Genomic DNA, 20,822 nt, shown 5'->3' on the forward strand with positions numbered 1-20,822 from the left:
CCGGCGGTGCCAGGATGGGGCTCCGCCGAGCATCCTCGTAGGAGACCCATGCGCGTCATCTCTGCCGAGTCGACCGAGCTCTTCGCCGGAACCGGCGAGCATCCGCTGCAGATCGTGGCCGTCGCCGTCGAGCACACGCCGGGCCGGACGGTCCTGCTCACCGTCGAGGGCCCGGGCGTCGCCGGGGACGCGGTGGCAAGCACGGGCGACGACGGGACCGTACGCGCCGAGGTACCCGTGACGGTCGACGGCCCGGCCCCCGGCGACCACCGCGAGGTGACGGTCACCGCCGTCGACGGGAACCTGGTGGCCCGGCTCCCGCTCGACTTCACGGTCGCGGAGCCCGGCTGGACCATGTTCATGGTCAGCCACTTCCACTACGACCCCGTGTGGTGGAACACCCAGGGCGCCTACACCGAGACCTGGGACGTCGCCGACGACCCGGCCCGCACCGGGCTGCCGGCCCGTACCTTCGACTCGCGCGGCCAGTCCGGGATGAGTCTGGTGCGCGCCCACTGCGACCTGGCCCGGCGCGACCCGGCCTACACGTTCGTGCTCGCGGAGGTCGACTACCTCAAGCCCTACTGGGACGCCTTCCCCGAGGAGCGCGCCTTCCTGCGCGAGCTGATGCGCACCGGCCGCGTCGAGATCATGGGCGGCACCTACAACGAGCCGAACACCAACCTCACCGGCGCCGAGGCGACCGTACGCAACGCGGTGTACGGCGACGGCTTCCAGCGCCGCATCATGGGCGGATCGCCGGAGACCGCCTGGCAGTTGGACGCGTTCGGGCACGATCCGCAGTTCCCGGGGCTGATGGCGGACGCGGGCATCAGCTCCAGCTCGTGGGCGCGCGGGCCGTTCCACCAGTGGGGCCCGACCCTCTCCGTCTTCGGCGAGCAGCCGCGCGATCCCGGACGGATGCAGTTCCCGGCCGAGTTCGCCTGGATCGCCCCGTCGGGACGCGGGCTGCTGACGGCGTACATGGTCAACCACTACGGGGCCGGCTGGGCGATCGACAACGCGCCCACCCTCGCCGAGGCGGAGGCGGCGGCGCTGAAGCTGTTCCGGGGCCTGCGGAAGGTCGCGCTCACCCGCAACGTCCTGCTTCCGGTCGGCGGCGACTACGCGCCCCCGTGCCGCTGGGTGATGGCCATCCACCGGGACTGGAACGCCCGTTACGTCTGGCCGCGGTTCGTCAGCGGTGTCCCGAGGGACTTCTTCGCCGCCGTGCGCGCCCAGCTCGACGCCGAAGGGCGCAGGGCCTCGCCGCAGACGCGGGACATGAACCCGGTCTACACCGGCAAGGACGTCTCCTACATCGACACCAAGCAGGCCCAGCGCCACGGCGAGACGCTCCTCGCCGACGCCGAGGCCTGGGCGACGCTCGCCGCCCTCGTCACCGGGCACCCGTATCCGGACGCGGCGCTGGACAAGGCCTGGCGGCAGCTGATCTACGGCGCCCACCACGACGCCATCACCGGCTCGGAGTCGGACCAGGTCTACATCGACCTGATGACCGGCTGGCGCGAACTGCACGACCTCGCCGGGACCGTGCACGCCGACGCGACCCAGGCCATCGCCGACCGGGTGACGCCCGGCGACGGCACCGACCTGGTCGTGTTCAACCCCTCGACCTGGCAGCGGCGGGACGTGCTCACGGTCGACGACCCTGGGCTCGCGCCCGCCGGCCTCCCCGCCGTGCGCGAGAACGGTCAACTGCACGTCGTCGTGCCCGAGTTGCCGGGCATGGGCTACAAGACGCTCGCGCTGGAGGAGGGTTCGGTCCCGGAGTGGGCCCCCGGCGACGGTGTGACGATCCGCAACGAGTTCTACGAGGTGACGGTCGACCCGGCCCGCGGCGGCGGCGTCAGCAGCCTGCGCGCCCTCGCCGAGGGCGGCCGCGAGCTGCTGCGCCCCGGCGACATCGGCAACGAACCGGTCGTCCAGGAGGAGTACCCGAGACATCCGCGCTTCGGCGAGGGCCCCTGGCACCTCACCCCGACCGGCACCACCGCCGCCCGCGGCCGGGACGTGCGCGCGGACGTAGAGGTCGAGCACTCCCCCGCGGGCTCCCGCGTCACCGTCCGCGCCGACCTCGGCCTCTTCCGCTGCACCCAGCGCCTCACCCTGTGGACCGGCGTCCCCCGGGTCGACGCGACCACCACCATCGACGGCTACGACGGCGCAGACCGTCTGATCCGGATCCGCTGGCCCTCGGACGTGCAGGGCGGCCTGCCGGTGCACGAGGTGGCGGACGCGGTGATCGGCCGCGGCTTCGGGTTCGTGGACGTCGACAGCGAGCGGTTCCCGTGGACGCTCGACAACCCGGCCAACACCTGGTTCGGGCTGGGCTCCACGGCCCGGGTCGAACTGCGCGACGAGGAAGGGCAGTTGCTCGGCAGCCGGTCGATCGGGGTCGCCGAGCTGGTGTACGGCTCCTGGGACGAGGCCGGCGAACTGGGCACCCCGCTGGCCGCCGCCCTCGTCCGCGCCGGCGTCACGGCCACCTCGACGGTCGCCTGCGGCCCGCGCTACGGCGACCTGGAGGTCGACTCCAACCTCCCCGACATCCGCATCGCCGTCGGCGGCCCCGACCGCAACTCCGTCGTCGCCGAGGCGCTGGGCATGGATCCGGCCGCCGGACGCGAACTGCGGCGCCGGCTGGCCGAGGGCGCGGTGGCGGCCGTGTGGGTCGCCCCGCGTGCCGGGCTGCGGGAGGAGTGGGTGCCCGGGGCCGACCTGCGCGACCTGGAGCGGCTGCCGCTGCTGGTCGTCGCCGGCGCCGACGCGGCGGGCGACGCGAAGGCCGTCGACGCGCTGATCGCCGACCTGGACGACGCCGTCGTCGGTGCCACCGCGGTGGGCGGCGGGGAGGCGCTGCCGCCCGGCGACGCCTGGGACGGGCGCGGCTTCGCCGTCCTGAACCGGGGCACGCCCGGCTGCGTGGTCACCCCCTCCGGCGACCTCTACATGTCCCTGATGCGCTCCTGCACCGGCTGGCCGTCCGGCGTCTGGGTCGACCCGCCCCGCCGAACCGCCCCCGACGGGTCGGGCTTCCAGCTGCAACGCTGGTCCCACACCTTCGAGTACGCGGTGGTCGCGGGCGAGGGCGACTGGCGCGAGCAGCAACTGCCGCGGCTCGGACACGAGTTCAACCACCGGCTCACCGCACGTCCGCGCGGCGACGCGGACGGCCCCCGGCTGCCGCGGGAGTCGGCCCTGCTCACCGTGGAGCCCGCGGGCGAGGTGCTGCTCGACGCGTTCAAGCCCGCCGGCGCACCGCTGGCTCGCGGCAGCGCGGCACCCGCCGACCCGGGGCGCGGGGTCGTCGTACGGATGCACGAGGTGAACGGGCGTCCGGTGCGGGCCCGGGTGCGCGGCCCGAGGGAGTGGGTGCGCGGGGCCCGCGCGGACGTGCTGGAGACGCCCGGAGAGTCGCTGGCCCCCGACGGGCAGGGGGCCCTCGACGTCGGCCTTTCCGGGTTCGAGGTGGCGACGCTGCTGGCCACGCCACCCGAGAGCGGTGGACCGCCGTACGCCCCCGGAGTCGCCGCCCACGAGCCCGCCCAGCCCGTCCACACCCGCTACTGGCTGCACAACTCGGGCCCGGCGCCGCGCGGCAACATGCCGGTGACCGTGTACGTCTCGCCGGCCACGCTCACCGCGTCCGGCGCCCCCGTCACGGCTACGGTCCGCATCGCCTCGGAGCTGACCGACGCCCCCGTCAGCGGCACGGTCGCCGTCGGCGTGCCGCCCGGCTGGCGGGCCGAGCCCGCGCAGGTGCCGTACGCGCTGGGCCCCGGCGGCTTCACGCTCACCGAGGTCACGGTCGCACCGCCGCCCGACGCGGCACCGGGCCGGCACTGGCTGACCGCGCGCTTGACCCACGAGGGGCAGACGTTCGAGGACGTGGTTGGCCTCGACGTACCGGGCGCGCCCGCCGGACCGACCCTGCTGACGGAGCTGGAGGCCGAGCGGATCACCGTCCGCCGGGGGGAGCGGGCCCGGGTCCCGGTGTCCCTGCGCAACACCACCCTCGGCCCGGTCGACGGCACCCTGTGGGCGGTGTCCTCGTGGGGCACATGGGCGGGGGTGGGCCCGGCCTGCCAGGGCTTCACGGTGCCGGCCGGGGAGGAGCTGGCGGCCTTCGTCGACGTGGACGCCGGGGCGGTCGCCCCGGGCTCGTACTGGCTGATGGCGAAGGCCGCCTGGTACGGCCGGGTCGCCTACACGAGGGCGATCGCCCTGGAGGTGACCCCATGAAGGACCAGGCGGCCACGGTGCGGGGCAGGCCGGTCACCGCAGCGCGCGTGGACAGCTTTCTGCGGAGCGCCGTCCCCGCCCGGCAGGCCCTCACACCCTCCGCCGAACGCCGGCGCCGCCGCTGGGCCACCCAGGTCGTCGTGGCCGACGAACTGGCCCGCCGCGCCTGCGCGGAACGGGGCCTGACGATCCCGGACGAGGTGTCCCCGGCGCACCTGCTCGCCGTCGCCGAGACGGACGTGGCCGACCTCGGCAGCATCGTCGCCGCCGCCCTCGCCCACTCCCCCGCCGCCCGGCTGCTCCTGGCCGACCTGGAGGCACGCGAAGAGGTCCCCGAGGCGGCCGTACGGGACTACCACGACCGCAACCGGGACCGGTATCTCACCCCGGACGCCCTGCGGCGCGGGGTGGACCCCTACGGGCGGGCGGCGGCCCCGTCGGACTTCCTGCCGTACCCGGCGGTCCGCGAGGGCATCGCGCGGGAGCTGCGGCGCGCCGCGGGCCGCCGGGCCTTCTTCGACTGGTTCGACCAGGCGCGGGCGGAAGTGACGTGCGCAGCCGGGCACGAGCACCCCGGGGACCCGTCCCATCCTGACCACGAACACCGCCACTGATCAGGGCGGAACCCAAAAGCAACACGGCTACCCATTGACCTCCGATGAATTCTGGTCCACCTTTTCATCAATCGGAGTCGAAGTTGGTTGATTGAACCAGCCGTTCGGCTGGTCCCAGGAGGGTGGACATGCGCGCTGGAAGACTGACCGCATCCGTGGCGGGAATCATCGCCCTGACGCTGACCTCGGCCGGTTGCGGCCTCTCCGGCGGCTCCTCCGGCGGTGACGCGACCGCCGGAGGCTGCAAGGTCGACAAGAGCAACGTCGGTTCCGGCAGGTTGACGGGTGAGGTCAAGGGTCGGATCACCTTCCAGACGACCAATCTGAAGAAAGACTTCGGAGCGTTCTTCAACGGGGTGATCAGGTCCTTCGAGAAGGCGCACCCCGGCGCCGAGGTCAAGTGGATCGACGACCCCGGCGACAACACGTTCACCCAGCGCACGGTCGCCGACGCCCAGGCCTGTACGTTGCCGGACGTCATCAACGTCAACGCCCCGACCGCGACCGCCCTCACCAAGGCGGGCTACCTGCTCGACCTGAGCGCGAAGGACCCGGACGCCGCCAAGCCGTTCGTCCCGTCGTTCTGGAAGTCCGCCACCTTCGAGGACGCCTCGGGCACGGCGATCCACACCACGCTCCCCTGGTACACGGGCGGTGTCCTGCTGACGTACAACAAGGACCTGCTGACCAAGGCCGGTGTCGACCCGGCCAAGCCCCCGACGACGCTCTTCGGCCTGTTCGCCGACTACGAGAAGATCGCCAAGGCGGCCAAGGGGAAGTACTTCGCGACGATGGCCAACCCGATCTGGCGCATCCCCGCCGACTTCGACCAGATGAACATCAAGACGCTCTCCGCCGACGGCAAGTCCGCCGTCTTCGCCGATGATCCGAGGACCACCCAGTGGGTGGCCTGGATGGCGAAGCTGTACAAGGAGGGCGCGATGCCGAAGGACTCGCTGTCCTCCAGCAACGACCCGTCCACGCTCTACAGCCAGGGCAAGGTCGCCTACGGCTCGACGAACCCGAGCTTCGTGCGCTTCGTGAAGCAGAACAGCCCGTCGGTCTACGCGAGGACGGGCGTGGGCCAGCAGCCGTACGACGCGCTCGGCCGTGCCTCCGCCGGTGCCCCGCAGTACATCTCGGTCGCCGCGACCAGCAACCACGCGGCCACGGCACTGTCGTTCGCCGAGTTCCTGACCGATGCCGAGAACCAGACGGCCTGGTGCAAGGACCCCGAGGTGGTGATCTTCCCGACGACGACGGCCTCGCTCAACGACCCCTTCTTCCAGAACGTCACCGGGGACGACCCCTTCTCCCAGGCCCGCAAGCTCGTCGCCGACCAGCTCAAGACGGCCGACACCAACCAGACCAACCTCTCCCCCGCCGTGCAGAACGCGATAGTGGCGCAGGTGCAGTTGGCGATGCAGGGCAAGAAGTCGCCCGAGCAGGCCGTGAAGGACGCCCAGGCGAAGGCCGACGAGCTGCTGAAGCAGGCGGGTTGATCGTGGCGACCGAGACCGCGAAGCCGGTGTCCGTGCCCGGCGTCGGGCGTGCCGCCTCCGCGCCGGGCGCGGTCCCGTCCCGCCCCCGACGCATCGCCCGGTCCCTGGTGCCCGGCCCCGCTCCCGGCGCCAACGGAGCCGCGCTGTACCGCCGTTGGTGGCTGCCGTGGCTGTGGACGGCCCCCGCGGTCGGGTGCGCGGTGGTCTTCGGCGTGTTCCCGTTCCTCAACACGCTGCTGCTGTCGTTCACGAACGCCAGGCCGCTCGGCGGCGCCGCCGGTTTCGTCGGGCTGGACAACTACACCCGGATGCTTCACGACCCGGACTTCTGGCTGGCGACCCGCAACAGCCTGTTGTACGCGCTGATCGTCGTCCCGCTGATGGTGCTGCTGCCGCTGATGCTGGCCGTGCTGGTGGAGAAGAACCTGCCCGGCATCGGCTTCTTCCGCTCCGCCTTCTACACCCCCGTCCTCGCCTCCAGCGTGGTCGTGGGCCTGAGCTGGCAGTGGCTGCTGGCCGACGACGGACTGGTGAACACCTGGCTGCGGCAGGCCCACGTCATCAGGTCGGCGATCCCGTTCCTGTCGGACTCCTGGCTGATCCTGTTCTCCGCGATGGGCCTGACCCTGTGGAAGGGCCTGGGCTGGTACATGGTCTTCTACCTCGCCGCGCTCGGGAACGTCCCCAGGGAGCTGCACGAGGCGGCCTCCATGGACGGCGCCGGCGCGGTCCGCCGCTTCTGGCACATCACCATGCCGGGAGTGCGCCAGGCGATGATGCTGGTCGGCACTCTCACCGGCATCGGCTCGCTGCGCGTGTTCACCGAGATCTACATGCTGGGCAGCTCCACCGGCGGCCCCGGCGGCGCCGACCGCACCCTGCCGTTCTACATCCGGGACGTGGGCCTGGACCCGATCACGGGCAACGCCGGCTACGGCTCCGCGGTCAGCGTCGCGCTGTTCCTGCTGACCCTCGGCCTGACCCTGCTGGCGCAGCGCCTGACGAAGGAGGACCAGGCATGACGACCGCCCTCGACAGGCCCAGGCGGCTGCTGCCGCGCCGGCGGGACTACGGCCGCCCCCGCGAACTCGTCGTCCGCTACCTGCTGTTGCTCCTCGTGCTGGGCCTCACCGTCGGGCCGCTGCTGTGGCAGTTCCTGGCCTCGCTGAAGGGCACCGGCGAGGACGTCTTCGGCGCGAACGCCTCTCTGCTGCCGCACCACCCCACGCTCCGGGCCTACCGGCAGGTCTTCGACCAGGTCCCGGTGGCCACGTACATCCGCAACAGCGTGATCGTGGTCGTCCTGTCGATCACCAGCCAGCTGCTGTTCTCCACCACGGCCGGCTACATGCTCTCCAAGCCCGGCTGGAAGGGCCGCAAGGCGGTCTGGGTGGTGCTGGTCGCCTCCATGATGTTCCCCTTCGAGTCGATCATGGTCTCGCTGTTCCTGAGCATCCGCGACCTGGGCCTGGTCGACAACCTCGCCGGCGTCTGGCTGCCCGGCTTCGTCGGCGCGATCAACGTCCTGCTGATGCGCGGCGCCTTCCTCGCCGTCCCCCGCGAGATCGAGGACTCGGCGATGCTGGACGGCGCGAACGAGTGGCAGCGCTTCCGGTACCTGTATCTGCCCTCCGCCTGGGGCGCGATCATGGTGGTCGTCATCAACACCTTCATCAGCGCCTGGGACGACTTCCTGTGGCCGCTGATCGTGCTGCGCTCCGAGGACCACATGACGCTGACGCTGGGCCTGTCCCGGCTGCAGAGCTCGTCGTTCGGCTACGACCAGCGGGTGGTCATGGCCGGGTCGGTCATCTCGGTCGTCCCGGTGCTGGTGCTGTTCGTGATCACGCAGCGCTGGTTCTACCGGGGCGTCTCCTCCGGAGCCGTCAAACTCTGAGGTCCAGCACCAGGGGTTCGGCGGCGAGCGCCGCGCGGGAGGACTCGGCGACCCGGATCTCCACGGTGCCGTCCACCTCCGTCAGATCGAGGGGCAGGGCGACCGTGCGCCGCTCGCCCGGCCCCAGGCCGACAGCCTCGAACGCGCACAGTTCGAGGGTGCGCGGCCAGGTGGCCGTGATCAGCCGCCGCAGATAGACCTGGACGACCGTACGACCGTGCCGGTCACCGGAGTTGATGACGTCGACGGTGACGGTACGGCCGTCCGGGCGGGGCGGCCCGTAGTCGAAGGCCGTGTACGACAGTCCGTGCCCGAAGGCGTGACAGGGCTCGGCGCTTTCGTCGACGTAGCCTCCGTACTCGGTGTCCTTGTGGTTGTAGTGGACGGGGAGCTGGGCCGCCGAGCGCGGGATCGACACGGGGAGCCGGCCGGCCGGTTCGGCGAGCCCCAGCAGCACCTCGGCGATCGCCTCGCCGCCCCAAGGGCCCGGATACCAGGCGGTGAGCACGGCCGCGTCCCCGCAGTCGGGCAGGACGTGCGGGCGTCCCTGGATCAGGACGACGGCCGTCGGCGTGCCGGTCGCGACGACGGCGTCCAGCAGCGCGTACTGCGCGCTGCCCAGCCGCAGTCCGGCGAGGTCGACCCCCTCGCCGCAGGTCATCTCGGACACCACCGTGCGGGCCGCCCCGTTGGCGTCGAAGCCGGTGTCCGGGGTGCGTGCGCTGCTGCCGCCGAGGACGAGCACCGCGAGGTCGGAGGAGGCGGCCGCGGCGACCGCCTCGGGCACCCCGGAGAGGTCGCCGCCGGTCAGCGCGCAGCCGCGGGCGTGCCGGATGTCCACGCCGGCCGGGGCCAGTTCGCGCAGCCCGTCGAGGACGCTCGCGCCCGTGCCGGGGCGCTGCGGGGCGGTGTAGTCGCCCAGTTGATGGGCGGGCGTGGCGGACTGGGGTCCGACGACGGCGATGCGGGAGACGTCCGCCGTGCGGACGGGGAGGATCCGGCGGTCGTCGCGCAGCAGGGTCACGGACGCCCTGGCGAGGGCGGTGCTGAGGGCGCGGCCCCGCTCGGGCGGGGGCGGTGGGCAGGTCGCGCAGGGCCGTTCGAAGAGGCCGAGGCGGAACTTCAGGCGCAGGACGCGGGCGACGGCGGCGTCGATCGCGGACTCGTCGACGAGGCCCCTGCCGACTGCTTCCTCCAGGTGGGTGAACGCCTCGTCCCACAGGCTCAGATCGACACCGGCGTCGAGGGCGAGGGCGCCCGCGGACACCTTGTCACCGGTGATGCGGGCGAGCCGGTCCACGGCCAGGCCGTCCGCCATGACCAGGCCCTCGAACCCCCAGCGCTCCCGCAGCAGTTCGGTGAGCAGGGCGCGGTTGCCGGCACAGGGCAGCCCGTCGACCTCGTTGTACGCGGCCATGACGGCGGCGGCTCCGGCACGGACGCCGGCCCGGGCGGCGGGCAGGTGGATCTCGCGCAGTTCGCGCGGGCCGAGTTCGGACTCGGCGGAGTTGCGGCCGCCGACGGTGGCGCCCTGGCCGGCGAAGTGCTTGAGGACGACGGGGGCCCGGTCGGCGGCGAAGTGCTCCGTGGCGTCGCCCTGCATGCCGCGCACGAGCGCCTCGGTGAGACGGGCGGCGAGGTGGGGGTCCTCGCCGAAGCACTCCTCGGTGCGGCCCCAGCGGGGGTCGCGGACGACGTCGAGCGCCGAGACGAGGGCCACGTGGCCGCCGCGGGCGCGCAGTTCGGCCGCGGCGTGGGCGGCGGCGCGCTCGTACAGGCCGGGGTCCCAGGAGGCGCCGACGGCGAGATTGACCGGGAGGACCGTGCCGTCCAGGGCCATGTGGCCGTGCGGCACCTCCTCGACGAACAGCGCGGGTATGCCGAGCCGGCTGCGGCCGACGACATGCCGCTGCACCAGTTCCGCGAGCGCCGCGCCGTCGTGGGCGTCCGGTCCGTCACCGTGGCCGACCCCGGACCAGGCGTCGGCGCGCATCAGGCCGTAGAGGGCGCCGAGCCCCTCGAAGCGGTCGGTCTCGGCGTGCAGGGCCTCGGTGAGTTCGAAGCCGCCGTCGGGGGTGCGCCGGTAGGCGTTCCAGCCGTACATCCGCTGGTTGAGCTGGCCGACCTTCTCCCGAAGGGTCATGCGGGACAGCAGGTCCCGGACGCGGGTGTCGAGGGGGGCGGCCGGATCGCGGTAGCGGGGGCGGCCTTCGGGCACGCGAGCGGCCGCGCGCTGAGGAGTCGGCATGCGGCCGGTCCTTTCGGGGGTGGGTCAGGCGGAGAGACGGGCTCGGGAGTGCGGTCGGGCCGAAAGACAGGCTCGGGAGTGCGGTCGGGCCGAAGACGGGCCCGGGAGTGCGGTCGGGCCGAAAGACAGGCCTGGGAGTGCGGTCGAGCCGAAAGACAGGCCCGGGAGTGCGGTCAGGCCGAGCAAGACGGGCTCGGGCGTGCGGTCGGGCGGACAGACGGGCTCGGAGGTGCGGTCGGGCGGACAGACGGGCTCGGAGGTGCGGTCGGGCGGACAGACGGGCTCGGAGGTGCGGTCGGGCCGAAGACGGGCCCGGGAGTGCGGTCAGATGGAGAGACGGGCGAGGGCCACGGCTCCCGGGCAGCCGTCGGCGACCCGGTCGAGGGTGAGGCCGAGGGCCTCCAGGCGGGCGGTGAGGGGTGCGGTCAGCGGTCCGCCGGGGCCGAGCAGGCCACCGGTCGCGACGACCCGCTCCCCCGCCCTGGGCGCCAACGCCTTCACGGCATCGGTGAGTTGATCGGCGGCACGGTCGAGGATCGCCCGCGCGACGGCGTCCCGCTCCCGGGCCGCCTCGGCGACCAGCGGGGCGAGGCGGGCCAGCCGGGTCGGCGGCTCGGCCATGACGACGGGCAGCAGGTGCCCGCGGTAGGCCTCACGCCCGGCCCGCGTCCAGCCGCCGTACGACGGCTCGTCCGCCCCGGAACAGGCGGACGAACCGTCGACGTCGGCGCCGCGGGGAGCGCCGGGACCGGGCCCTTGCGCGTGCGGCAGGCCGGGCCCCGGCAGCACCCGCGCCGGCAGCCCCAGCGCCTGTCCCACCGCTTCCGCCAGCACCGTCGCCGGGCCCCGCCCGTCGGCCATCCGCAGCGCGGCCCGTACCGCCTCGCGGCCGATCCAGAAGCCGCTGCCGTCGTCACCGAGGAGCCAGCCGTCGCCGTCGACCGTGAACGCGCGGCGGCGGTCGGTGATGCGCATCGCGACCGCGCCCGTGCCGGCGACCAGGGCCAGGCCGTCGGCCGGGGCACCGGGCGCGGAGGCGAAGGCGGCCTCGATGTCACTGCTGACGGTGAGCCGTTCGGTGGTGATGCCCAGCCGGCGCAGGGCGGCCGTGAGGGAGGTCAGGGCGTTGCGGCGCCCGGGGTCGCCCTCGTCGGCGCCCGTGGCGCCCGCGAAGCCGCCGGCCACGGCGACGACCCTGCCCCGGACCGGCTCCGGCACCGCGTGGGCGACGGCCTGGGCGAGGTGCTCGGTGAGCCGGGGCAGCGGAACGGTCAGGGCGTTGCCCGGACCGCCGGCGCCCTCGCCGAGGACGCCGCCGTCGGCGGCGTCGGCCAGCACGGCGCGGGTGCGGGTGCCGCCGGCGTCGAGGCCGACCACCAGCGCCTGCGCCCCGCCCGGGGGCCTTGCCGAGCCCGGCTCCGGCACCGCCGCACCCAAAGCTTGGTTCAAATCGCTATTCATTACCGACCATGGTGGTTGATACATTCAGCAACAGCAAGACCCGTCCCATGAGGGACACGCCCCGATCCGGGGACCGGACCCGGCCCGAGGAGGATCCCATCCCCGCACTCCGCTTCGGCGTCAACTACACGCCCCGCCGCGGCTGGTTCCACTCCTGGCACGACTTCGACCCGGAGCACGCCCGCGAGGACCTCGCCCAGATAGCGGGACTCGGTCTCGACCACGTCCGGGTCTTCCACCTCTGGCCGCTGCTCCAGCCCAACCGCACCCTCATCCGCACGGCCGCCGTGGACCAGCTCCTGCTACTGGTGGACCTGGCGGCCGAGGCCGGCCTCGACGTCATGGTGGACGGCGTGCAGGGCCATCTGTCGAGCTTCGACTTCTACCCGGAGTGGACCCGCAGCCGGCACCACCGCAACGTCTTCACCGACCCCGAGGCGATCGAGGCCCAGGCACGGCTGCTGCGCACCCTCGGCCAGGCGCTGGCCGACCGCCCGAACCTCATCGGGCTCCAGCTCGGCAACGAGCTCAACAACCTGGTCGAGGACAACCCGGTGACACCGGCGGAGGTGGACCACTGTCTCGACACCCTGCTGGCGGCCGCCCGCGCGAGCCTGCCTGCGGACAGGCTGGTCACCCACTCCGCGTACGACGCGGCCTGGTACGGCGACGACCACCCGTTCACCCCGCAGGCCTCGGCCCGCAAGGGCGACCTGACGACCGTCCACCCGTGGGTGTTCTCGGCGAACTGCGCCCGCCGCTACGGCCCCCGCTCCTTCGAGGTGCTGCACCTCGCCGAGTACGGCACGGAGCTGGCGAAGGGCGTACGCCGACGACCCCACCCGCCCGGTCTGGGTCCAGGAGACCGGCGCCCCGGAACCGCACATCCCGGCCGCCGACGCCCCGCACCTCGCCCGCGCCACCCTCCTCAACGCGGCCGGGTGCACGGGCCTTTGGGGCGTGACGTGGTGGTGCTCCCACGACGTCGACCGGTCCCTGGCCGACTACCCGGAACTGGAGTACACCCTCGGCCTGTTCGACTCCGCGGGCCGTCCGAAGCCCATCGCGGAGGCGCTCGCGCGGACGGTCGCCGAACTGCGGGCCCGGTCCGCGGCCCTCCGCCCCCGCACCACCGCGCTGGTGCTGGACTGCACGCCCGCCGCCCGCTCCGTCTCCGGGCCTGGCGGCGCGTACTTCGAGGCGTGGATGCGGCTGCGCGAGCAGGGCGGGCGTCCGGCGGTGGTGCTCGCCGAACGGGCGGACGACGCCGGTCACCTGGCGGCGCGGGGCATCGAGAGGACCGTACGGCTGCCCTGACGGGCCGCCCTCAGACGCCCGCCAGCACCTCGGCCACGGCCCGCAGGTTGACCCGTCCCCGCCCGTAGGAGCACACGGCGCCGCCCTCCGGCAGCCCGGTGTCCACGCGTACCGCGTCCGGGCGCCGGTCCAGCAGGGCGTCGCGCAGCCGGGCCTGCCAGGGGTGCAGCCCGGCGTCGCACGTGGCGACGACCAGCGGCGCCCTGGCCGAGATGCGCAGGATGCCGTCGGCGAGGGCGGCGGGGTCGGCCGGCTCCCCGCTGACCGCGGTGCCGCCCGCCGTCGGGTCGACCAGCCGCAGCTCGCTCAGCAGGTCCTCGCCGCCCCAGTTGAGGGCGGGGTGCGGCGGCGGAAAGAGGTCGACGAGGTGGGCGCCGGGCACCGGGGAGGGCACGCCCCGGGCACGCACCGCGCGGCGGGCCGCCTCCACCCCGGCCCCGGCGTCCCAGGCGGCGACCGGCCCGGCGGACGGCTTCGCGTACCGCTCGGCGAGCCGCCGTACCCGGGCCGCCGCCTCCATGATCCGCTCCTCGGCCAGCCGGCCGGAGCGCAGCGCGTCCAGCACCTCGTCGCGGCAGCCGAGGGAGACCTCCAGGTCCGGTACGGCCACGACGACCTGGTCCGCACCCGCGGCGAGCGCGATCCGGGCACCGGCCGCCTCGCCGTAGCGGTCGGCGATCGCCTTCATCTCCAGAGCGTCACTGACCAGGACGCCTTCGAAACCGAGGTCGAGGCGGAGGACGTCGCCCAGAATGCGGCGGCTGAGGGTGGCGGGACGGTTGATGTCGAGCGCCGGGTAGACGACGTGCGCGCTCATCAGCATCGGCACTCCGGCGGCGACGGCCGCGCGGAACGGTTCGAGATCGGTGAGCAGTTCGTCGTACGGCCGCGGGTCGACGGCGATGTCGTGGTGGCTGTCGGTCTCGGTGCCGCCGTGACCGGGAAAGTGCTTGGCGCAGGAGGCGATGGACCGGGCCTCGGTGGCGGCGATCCAGGCCCGCAGGTGGCGGGCGGCGAGCTCGGGGTCGGCGCCGAAGGAGCGGGTGCGCACGATGGGGTTGCGCGCATCGTGCTGGAGGTCGGCGACGGGGGCGTAGGAGGCGGTGATGCCGAGGGTGGCGAGGTGACCGGCGAGGGCGTCCGCGCAGCGGGCGGTGAGGTTCGGGTCGTCGACGACGCCGAGGGCGTAGGAGCCGGGGACCTCGGGGGCGCCCGCGGTGACCAGGTGGCCGATGCCGCCGCCCTCGTTGTCGATCGCGACCAGCAGATCGGGCCGGATCGCCCGCAACGCGTCGGTCAGCTCGCGGACCTGCTCCGCGTCGCGGATGTTGCGGGTGAACAGGATGACTCCGCCGAGCCCGCGGTCGATGAGCCGCTTGAGGGTGTCGGGGAAGGTCGTGGTGCCCTCGAAACCCGCGACGAGGCAGCGGTGGACCGCCTCGTCCAGCTCGGAGGAGACGGGAGACGGGGGCCGGGTCTCGAAGATGTGCGCGGAGCTCACCTCTAGGATTCTTCTGACTCAATCATCCAGAAGTCAAGCCTTACTTGGATGATTGATTCACAGGGGCGGCTGGTCCTCGGGACAGTGTCCTCCCTGTCCGCCATGTCCGCCATGTCTGTGACGTCGCCGGTTCGCCCGCGTGGCTTCGGCTTCCGGACACCGCGCCGTCACACCATGCGGGAACGGTTCCGCCGTCCCCTCCCCGCCTCGCCCCCGCACGCCCCGTGCCGCACCGCGGTCCGGGCCCGATGTGAAAGGACGACGTGCGCCGTGTCCCCACCGCCGCTCGACGAACCCCGCGGACCGCTCCCCACGCCCACCCTCGTGCCGGCCGCCGTCTCCCCCGCGCCCTTCGCCCCCGCCGTCCCCGCGGCCGGGCTCCTCTCCACCCCCCGCCCCCTGCTCCGCCGGGTCCTCGTGCTGCTCCCGCTGCTCATGCTCGGCATCTGGGCGGCGGTCGACTGGCGGACCATGCGCGAGGGCACCGTGCGGCTCGGGTCCGCCGACCCGGGGTGGATGCTGGCCGCGCTGTTCTTCACCTGCCTGACCTGGCTTTCGGCAGCGTGCGTGCGACAGGGCGCGCTGCCCGAGCGGCTGCCGACGGGGCTGCTGATCGCCTCGCAGTTCGCGGCCGGCGCCGCCAACCACGTGCTGCCGGCGAGCCTGGGCGCCCACGCCGTCACCCTGCGCTTCCTGCGCGGCCGGGGCATCCCCCTCGCCCGGGCCACCGCCTCGCTGGCCCTGTACTCGCTGGTGCGGCCGGTCGCGAAGACACTGGTGCTGCTCGCCTTCCTGCTGGCCTCGCCCGGACTGCTGCCCCTCGGCGAGCTCCTCCCGGACGGACGCACATCGACCCTGGTCGTCTCCGGGGCGCTCCTCGGTCTGGTCACGACCGTGGTGCCGGCGACCACCGTGCCGGCCCTGCGCCGCCCGGTCCTGGAGTGCGCCCGCGCCGCGCTGACGGACCTGCGGGCGCTGCACTCACGGCCCGCCCGCGTCCTCGCCCTCTGGGGCGGCGCGGCGGCGGCCCCCGTGCTCCAGGCGACGGTGATCTTCTGTGTGGGTGCCGCGCTCGGTCTGCCGTTGACCTGGGCGCAGGTCACCTTCGGGTTCCTGGCCGCCAGCACCGCGGTGGGTTCCGTCCCGGCCCCCGGCGGCATCGGCCCGGTCGACGCGGCCCTGGTGTTCACCCTCTCCGGCGCCTACGGCGCCCCGGTGGAGCTGGCCGCGACGGCGGTGGTCGGCTACCGGGTCCTGACGGTCTGGCTGCCCCTGCTGCCGGGCGCGCTGCTGCTGTCGGTGCTGGTGCAGCGCAAGGTGCTGTGAGCCGCGGCGGGAAGGTGCTGTGGGCCGGCGGCGGGGAAGGGACCCCGCCGCCGGCCGTGATCTCAGCTCTCGTCCGGCGTCAGCCGCAGCGAGATGGAGTTGATGCAGTACCGCTGGTCCGTGGGCGTCGCATACCCCTCACCCTCGAACACGTGCCCGAGATGCGACCCGCAGCGCGCACAGCGCACCTCGGTCCGCACCATCCCGTGCGAACGGTCCTCGATGAGCTCGACCGCGTCGGAGTCCTTCGGGTCGTAGAAGGACGGCCAGCCGCAGTGGGACTCGAACTTGGTGGTGGAGGTGAACAGTTCGGCGCCGCAGGCGCGGCAGGAGTAGACGCCCTCGGTCTTGGCGTCGGTGTACTCACCGGTGAACGCCGGCTCCGTGGCGGCCTGCCGCAGGACCGCGTACTCGGCCGGGGTCAGCTCCGCACGCCACTGCTCGTCCGGCTTTTCGACGTCGTACGACATGAAGCTCAGCCCCTTACTTGGCGAGACGGTCCAGAATGCGCGGGCCGAGGTCGGTGACGTCGCCCGCGCCCATGGTGAGAACGAGATCACCCGCCTTCGCCATTCCCGCCACCGCCGCCGGCACCTCGTCCTTGTCGTGGACCGCCGTCACGTCCGCGCCTGCGGCCCGCGCGGCCTCGATGATCAGCTCGCTCGTCACCCCCGGGACCGGGTCCTCGCGGGCCGGATAGATGTCGAGGACGACGGAGGCGTCCGCCAGCGCGAGCGCCTGCCCCATCTCCTTGCCGAGCTCCTGCGTCCGGGAGAACAGGTGGGGCTGGAAGACGACCAGGATGCGGGAGTCACCGGCGGCCGCGCGCATGGCCTCCAGGTCGGCGGTCATCTCCGTCGGGTGGTGGGCGTAGGAGTCGATCACCTGGACCCCGGCCGCCTCGCCCTTGAGCTGCAGCCGCCGCTTCACACCGGTGTACGCGGCCAGCGCGGGCGCCAGCTCGGCGGCCGGGACGCCCAGCGCGACACCGGCGGCGAGGGCGGCCACGGCGTTGTGCGCGTAGTGCCGGCCGGGGACGGAGACCGCGAAGGTGAGCTCCTCGCCGCCGAGCAGGACGGTGACCTCGCTCTTGAGGCCCTGCGCCCGCACCGACAGCACGCGGACGTCGGCGTCCTCGGCGTCGCCGTACGTCACGGTCCGCACCGAACCGGCCAGCCGCCGGGTCAGCTCGCGCGCGCCCTCGTGATCGGCGTTGATCACCAGCGTGCCGCCGGGCACGATCCGCCCGGCGAACGTCTCGAAGGACTCGTAGATCTCGTCCATGGAGGCGTAGTTGGCGTGGTGGTCGAGTTCCACGTTGAGGACGATGGCGACCTCGGGCGCGTACTTGTGGAAGCTGCGGTCCGATTCGTCCGCCTCGGCGACGAAGATCTCTCCCTCGCCGTGCAGCGCGTTGGAGCCGGGGGCGTCCAGGTCGCCGCCGATCGCGTACGACGGGTCGAGGCCGAGCTCGGACAGGGAGACCGCCAGCATCGAGGTGGTGGTCGTCTTGCCGTGCGTGCCGGCGACGGCGATGGGACGCAGGCCGTCCATCAGCAAGGCGAGCGCGTCGGACCGGTGCACCACCGGGATGCCGAGCTCGGCCGCGCGGGCCAGCTCCGGGTTGTCCTTGCGGATCGCCGACGACACGACGACACAGCTCGCGTCGTCGGCGAGATGCCCGGCCGCGTGCCCGATGTGCACGGTCACGCCCAGCGCCCGCAGCGCCGCCGCGGTCTCGGAGTCCTTGGCGTCGCTGCCCGCGACCTTCGCCCCGCGCTGCGCCAGGATCTTCGCGATCCCCGACATCCCGGCGCCGCCGATGCCGATGAAGTGCGGTCGGTCCATGGCGGGGGGAAGGCCGGGTGCCATGCGGTGTCTCCTGGAGTACGGCGGACTATGAGCCACCCAACCCTATGGCACCCGTCCCGGCGCGAGGGCGAGGCCTCACGCCTTGCTGTGCGAGAACAGCTTCAGCACCGGCACCCCCACCTTGTGGCGCGCCCTCGACGCCCAGTCGCGGTGGAAGAACTCCTCCACGTAGTGGGGGTCGGTCAGCACGATCACCTCGTCCGCGTTCACCTCGCCGACCAGGGTCTTCAGGGCGTCCAGCGGGTGGTCCTCGATCAGCCGGCCCTCGGCCTCGCTGCCCGAGACCCGCAGTGCCTGCAGGGAGACCTCGAGCGCCCGCTCCCCGAAGGGCCGCGCGGCCTCTCCCTCGGGCACCTCCCGTTCCCGTGCGGCCTCGTCCAGCTCACCGAGCGCCACGTCGTCGATCGCCCGCAGCAGGCGGTCCGCCTGGTCGCCGCGGGGCTGGAGCAGCACGTGGAAGAACACCTGCTCGTCCCCGTGCAAGCCGGTGACGAACTCCACGTCTGCGGACGTCAGGGCCTTCTCGATCATCAATACGCTTGTGAACAACGGGGGCGCCCCTTCTGCGGAAACCATCCTGCCCCGTCGTGTCACGGGGACTGCGAAAATCAGTGTGCCCGCCCGAACTCAAGCGGAACGGAAGATTCCGCCGTTTCCGGGACCATCGGCACCGCTGAAGGAATATCAGGTGCGCTGGTAGCGGCCGTACAGGAACCCCTCCTCCTCCAGGAGGGAGACCAGCGCGAAACGTTGCGGAACCGGAACCGACGGGCCTCCCGCGATGCGCTGGGCGTCCCCGGCGGTGAGCATCGGCGACACGGTCACGCAGAGCTCGTCGAGCACTCCGGCGGCCACCAGCTGGCCCAGCAGCCGCGGTCCGCCCTCGGTCAGCAGCCGGGTGTGGCCCAGCTCGGCGAGGGCCCGCACGGCACGGTCGGGCTCGACGCCCATGCCGGCACCGGCGATCACCACGCGCGCTCCGGCCTTCTCCGCCGCAGCCACCCTCTCCGGAGCGGCGGCGGCACCGGTGAGGACCAGGGTCGGCACCAGCGGCGAGGCGAACAGGGGCAGCGAGAAGTCCAGGTCCAGGCTCGCGGTGACCACGGCGATCGCGGGTGCCTGCGCCTGTCCGGCCGCCTTGCGGGCCGCCGCGAACTCCGCACGCGCGCGTGCGGGCCGGTACCCCTCCTGACGTACCGTTTCCGCGCCGACGACCACGACGTCGGCCAGCGCCCGCAGCGTCCCGAAGATCCGCATGTCGGTCGCGTTGGAGATCGGCTGCGACTTCCCGTCGTGCTGCGCCGCCCCGTCGAGCGTGGAGACCATGTTGGCCCGCAGCCAGGGCACCGGCCCGCCGTCGGTGGCCGGCTCGGGGTAGGCGTAGGCGGCGGCGAGCTCGGCGAGGCTCCACTCGCGGTCGTCCGGCCCGCCGGCACGTCCGCCGGAGGACATCGGCACTGTCTCGTCGGTCACAGGGAACAGGCGTCGCATGTCGTGCAGTGTTCCACGACGCTTAGCATGGGTAACCGTGTCGTCCATGCCTTCCGCTCCCGGTATCGATGCGATAGCCGCCGCGGCCCCGCTGTCCCTGTGCGCCCGTGAGCCGCACGTCCCCGCGGACCGCCTGGTGGCCGAGATGGTGCCGCCGCCGCGCTTCGACTCGGTCCGCTTCAGCACCTACCTCCCGGACCCGAACCAGCCCAGCCAGACCGAGGCGGTGCGGGTCCTTGAGGGCTTCGCGGCCGGACTCGGCGGAGCGCACGCCGTCGGCGGCGGCAGGCGCGGCTTCCTCGGCTTCGGCAAGGCCAAGGCGTCCAGGACACCGGCCGGCCCCCGCGGGGTCTACCTCGACGGCGGCTACGGCGTCGGCAAGACCCACCTGCTCGCCTCCCTGTGGCACGCCACCCCGGCGGAGCCCGCGCTCAAGGCGTTCGGCACCTTCGTGGAGCTGACCAACCTGGTCGGCGCCCTCGGCTTCCAGAAGACGGTGCAGACCCTCTCCGGCCACCGGCTGCTGTGCATCGACGAGTTCGAACTCGACGACCCGGGCGACACCGTCCTGGTCTCCACCCTGCTGGGCAAGCTGGTCGAGGCGGGCGTCGCCCTGGCCGCCACCTCCAACACCCTGCCCGGCAAGCTCGGCGAGGGCCGCTTCGCGGCGGCCGACTTCCTGCGCGAGATCCAGGGCCTGTCCGCCCGCTTCCGTACCCTGCGCATCGACGGCGAGGACTACCGCCACCGCGGCCTGCCCGAGGCGCCGGCGCCGTACTCGGACGAGCAGGTGACGAGGGCCGCCCACGCCACCGAGGGCGCCTCGCTCGACGACTTCCCGCGGCTTCTCGACCACCTGGCGAGGGTGCACCCGAGCCGTTACGGCGCCCTGACCGACGGCCTGAAGGCGGTCTGCCTCACCGGTGTCGAGCCGGTGCCCGACCAGTCGACGGCGCTGCGGCTCGTCGTGCTCGCGGACCGGCTCTACGACCGTGAGGTCCCCGTCCTCGCCTCGGGACTGGCCTTCGACCGGCTGTTCAGCGAGGAGATGCTGAACGGCGGCTACCGCAAGAAGTACTTCCGGGCGATCTCCCGGCTCACGGCCCTGGCCCGGGACGGCGCGCGGCTCGTCACCAGCGACTAGATCACGCCAACCCAGCAGCGCATTTCAGGCTCTCTTCCGCTCGAAACGTCGAGTTAACCCTGCAAACAACTTTGCAGGGTTAACGTGTTTCTTGACCGGTGATTGACCATCCCTTGGTCGATGCAAAAGCCGTGGAACGCTGGGAGGGAGGGGTATGTCACGAGGTGGGACGAGGTCGACCGC

14 protein-coding genes and 1 pseudogene are annotated in these 20,822 nt (G+C 73.2%); 8 read left to right on the top strand and 7 right to left on the bottom strand.

Annotated elements, in window-relative coordinates; translation table 11 throughout:
* Positions 1–48 precede the first annotated feature (48 nt).
* The 5 genes from ACQF4J_RS12820 (at position 49) to ACQF4J_RS12840 (ending at position 8,279) form a co-directional block, all read left to right on the top strand.
* A complete protein-coding gene (locus ACQF4J_RS12820) occupies positions 49–4,266 on the top strand; it encodes an NEW3 domain-containing protein (protein WP_427165655.1) in 4,218 nt (1,405 codons plus the stop codon).
* Entirely contained in the window at positions 4,263–4,880 is a 618-nt protein-coding gene (locus tag ACQF4J_RS12825; protein ID WP_427165656.1) for a peptidyl-prolyl cis-trans isomerase, read from the top strand. Before ACQF4J_RS12820 ends, ACQF4J_RS12825 begins: the two co-directional genes overlap by 4 nt.
* Positions 4,881–5,008: 128 nt before the next feature.
* On the top strand, positions 5,009–6,382 hold the full coding sequence (locus tag ACQF4J_RS12830) for an extracellular solute-binding protein (protein ID WP_427165657.1): 1,374 nt from the start codon (positions 5,009–5,011) through the stop codon (positions 6,380–6,382).
* On the top strand, positions 6,382–7,404 hold the full coding sequence (locus ACQF4J_RS12835; protein WP_427168582.1) for a carbohydrate ABC transporter permease: 1,023 nt from the start codon (positions 6,382–6,384) through the stop codon (positions 7,402–7,404). The genes ACQF4J_RS12830 and ACQF4J_RS12835 overlap by 1 nt, the downstream gene beginning before the upstream one ends.
* Positions 7,401–8,279, top strand: a complete 879-nt coding sequence (locus ACQF4J_RS12840; protein WP_351563099.1) for a carbohydrate ABC transporter permease — start codon at positions 7,401–7,403, stop codon at positions 8,277–8,279. Before ACQF4J_RS12835 ends, ACQF4J_RS12840 begins: the two co-directional genes overlap by 4 nt.
* Here ACQF4J_RS12840 and ACQF4J_RS12845 read toward each other — a convergent pair.
* Together ACQF4J_RS12845 and ACQF4J_RS12850 are read right to left on the bottom strand one after the other, a co-directional pair.
* The gene (locus tag ACQF4J_RS12845; protein ID WP_427165658.1) at positions 8,269–10,527 is read right to left on the bottom strand and encodes a glycoside hydrolase family 3 N-terminal domain-containing protein; all 2,259 of its coding nucleotides are present in this window, start codon (positions 10,525–10,527) and stop codon (positions 8,269–8,271) included. The genes ACQF4J_RS12840 and ACQF4J_RS12845 overlap by 11 nt on opposite strands.
* Before the next feature lie 324 nt (positions 10,528–10,851).
* On the bottom strand, positions 10,852–11,976 hold the full coding sequence (locus tag ACQF4J_RS12850) for an N-acetylglucosamine kinase (protein WP_427165659.1): 1,125 nt from the start codon (positions 11,974–11,976) through the stop codon (positions 10,852–10,854).
* Positions 11,977–11,996: 20 nt separating this feature from the next.
* Here ACQF4J_RS12850 and ACQF4J_RS12855 point away from each other — a divergent pair.
* A pseudogene (locus ACQF4J_RS12855) lies at positions 11,997–13,305 on the top strand (glycoside hydrolase 5 family protein).
* 10 nt (positions 13,306–13,315) lie between these two features.
* On the opposite strand, the gene nagZ reads toward ACQF4J_RS12855, so the two are convergent.
* Entirely contained in the window at positions 13,316–14,806 is a 1,491-nt protein-coding gene (gene nagZ, locus ACQF4J_RS12860) for a beta-N-acetylhexosaminidase (RefSeq protein WP_351563091.1), read from the bottom strand.
* 270 nt (positions 14,807–15,076) lie between these two features.
* Between nagZ and ACQF4J_RS12865 the strand changes: the two genes are divergently transcribed.
* On the top strand, positions 15,077–16,132 hold the full coding sequence (locus tag ACQF4J_RS12865; RefSeq protein ID WP_351563089.1) for a lysylphosphatidylglycerol synthase transmembrane domain-containing protein: 1,056 nt from the start codon (positions 15,077–15,079) through the stop codon (positions 16,130–16,132).
* 62 nt (positions 16,133–16,194) lie between these two features.
* On the opposite strand, the gene msrB is transcribed toward ACQF4J_RS12865, so the two are convergent.
* The 4 genes from msrB to ACQF4J_RS12885 all read right to left on the bottom strand — a co-directional run bounded on the left by msrB (position 16,195) and on the right by ACQF4J_RS12885 (position 19,495).
* A complete protein-coding gene (gene msrB, locus ACQF4J_RS12870; protein WP_351563087.1) occupies positions 16,195–16,602 on the bottom strand; it encodes a peptide-methionine (R)-S-oxide reductase MsrB in 408 nt (135 codons plus the stop codon).
* 13 nt (positions 16,603–16,615) lie between these two features.
* Entirely contained in the window at positions 16,616–18,004 is a 1,389-nt protein-coding gene (murC, locus tag ACQF4J_RS12875) for a UDP-N-acetylmuramate--L-alanine ligase (protein ID WP_427165660.1), read from the bottom strand.
* Between the two features lie 75 nt (positions 18,005–18,079).
* A complete protein-coding gene (locus ACQF4J_RS12880; RefSeq protein ID WP_351563083.1) occupies positions 18,080–18,535 on the bottom strand; it encodes an indole-3-glycerol phosphate synthase in 456 nt (151 codons plus the stop codon).
* 153 nt (positions 18,536–18,688) lie between these two features.
* Entirely contained in the window at positions 18,689–19,495 is an 807-nt protein-coding gene (locus ACQF4J_RS12885) for a pyrimidine reductase family protein (protein ID WP_351563081.1), read from the bottom strand.
* 37 nt (positions 19,496–19,532) lie between these two features.
* Here ACQF4J_RS12885 and zapE point away from each other — a divergent pair, with 37 nt between their 5' ends.
* A complete protein-coding gene (zapE, locus tag ACQF4J_RS12890) occupies positions 19,533–20,639 on the top strand; it encodes a cell division protein ZapE (protein WP_427165661.1) in 1,107 nt (368 codons plus the stop codon).
* Positions 20,640–20,822 lie beyond the last annotated feature (183 nt).

This window comes from Streptomyces sp. C1-1, assembly GCF_050214755.1.
Lineage (GTDB): Bacteria > Actinomycetota > Actinomycetes > Streptomycetales > Streptomycetaceae > Streptomyces.

Excerpts from the sequence above, each read along its gene's own strand:
- ACQF4J_RS12820 (WP_427165655.1), top strand. The coding sequence starts at position 49 with ATGCGCGTCATCTCTGCCGAGTCGACCGAGCTCTTCGCCGGAACCGGC.
- ACQF4J_RS12825 (WP_427165656.1), top strand. The coding sequence starts at position 4,263 with ATGAAGGACCAGGCGGCCACGGTGCGGGGCAGGCCGGTCACCGCAGCG.
- ACQF4J_RS12830 (WP_427165657.1), top strand. The coding sequence starts at position 5,009 with ATGCGCGCTGGAAGACTGACCGCATCCGTGGCGGGAATCATCGCCCTG.
- ACQF4J_RS12840 (WP_351563099.1), top strand. The coding sequence starts at position 7,401 with ATGACGACCGCCCTCGACAGGCCCAGGCGGCTGCTGCCGCGCCGGCGG.
- ACQF4J_RS12845 (WP_427165658.1), bottom strand. The coding sequence starts at position 10,527 with ATGCCGACTCCTCAGCGCGCGGCCGCTCGCGTGCCCGAAGGCCGCCCC.
- msrB (WP_351563087.1), bottom strand. The coding sequence starts at position 16,602 with ATGTCGTACGACGTCGAAAAGCCGGACGAGCAGTGGCGTGCGGAGCTG.
- murC (WP_427165660.1), bottom strand. The coding sequence starts at position 18,004 with ATGGCACCCGGCCTTCCCCCCGCCATGGACCGACCGCACTTCATCGGC.
- ACQF4J_RS12880 (WP_351563083.1), bottom strand. The coding sequence starts at position 18,535 with ATGATCGAGAAGGCCCTGACGTCCGCAGACGTGGAGTTCGTCACCGGC.
- ACQF4J_RS12885 (WP_351563081.1), bottom strand. The coding sequence starts at position 19,495 with ATGCGACGCCTGTTCCCTGTGACCGACGAGACAGTGCCGATGTCCTCC.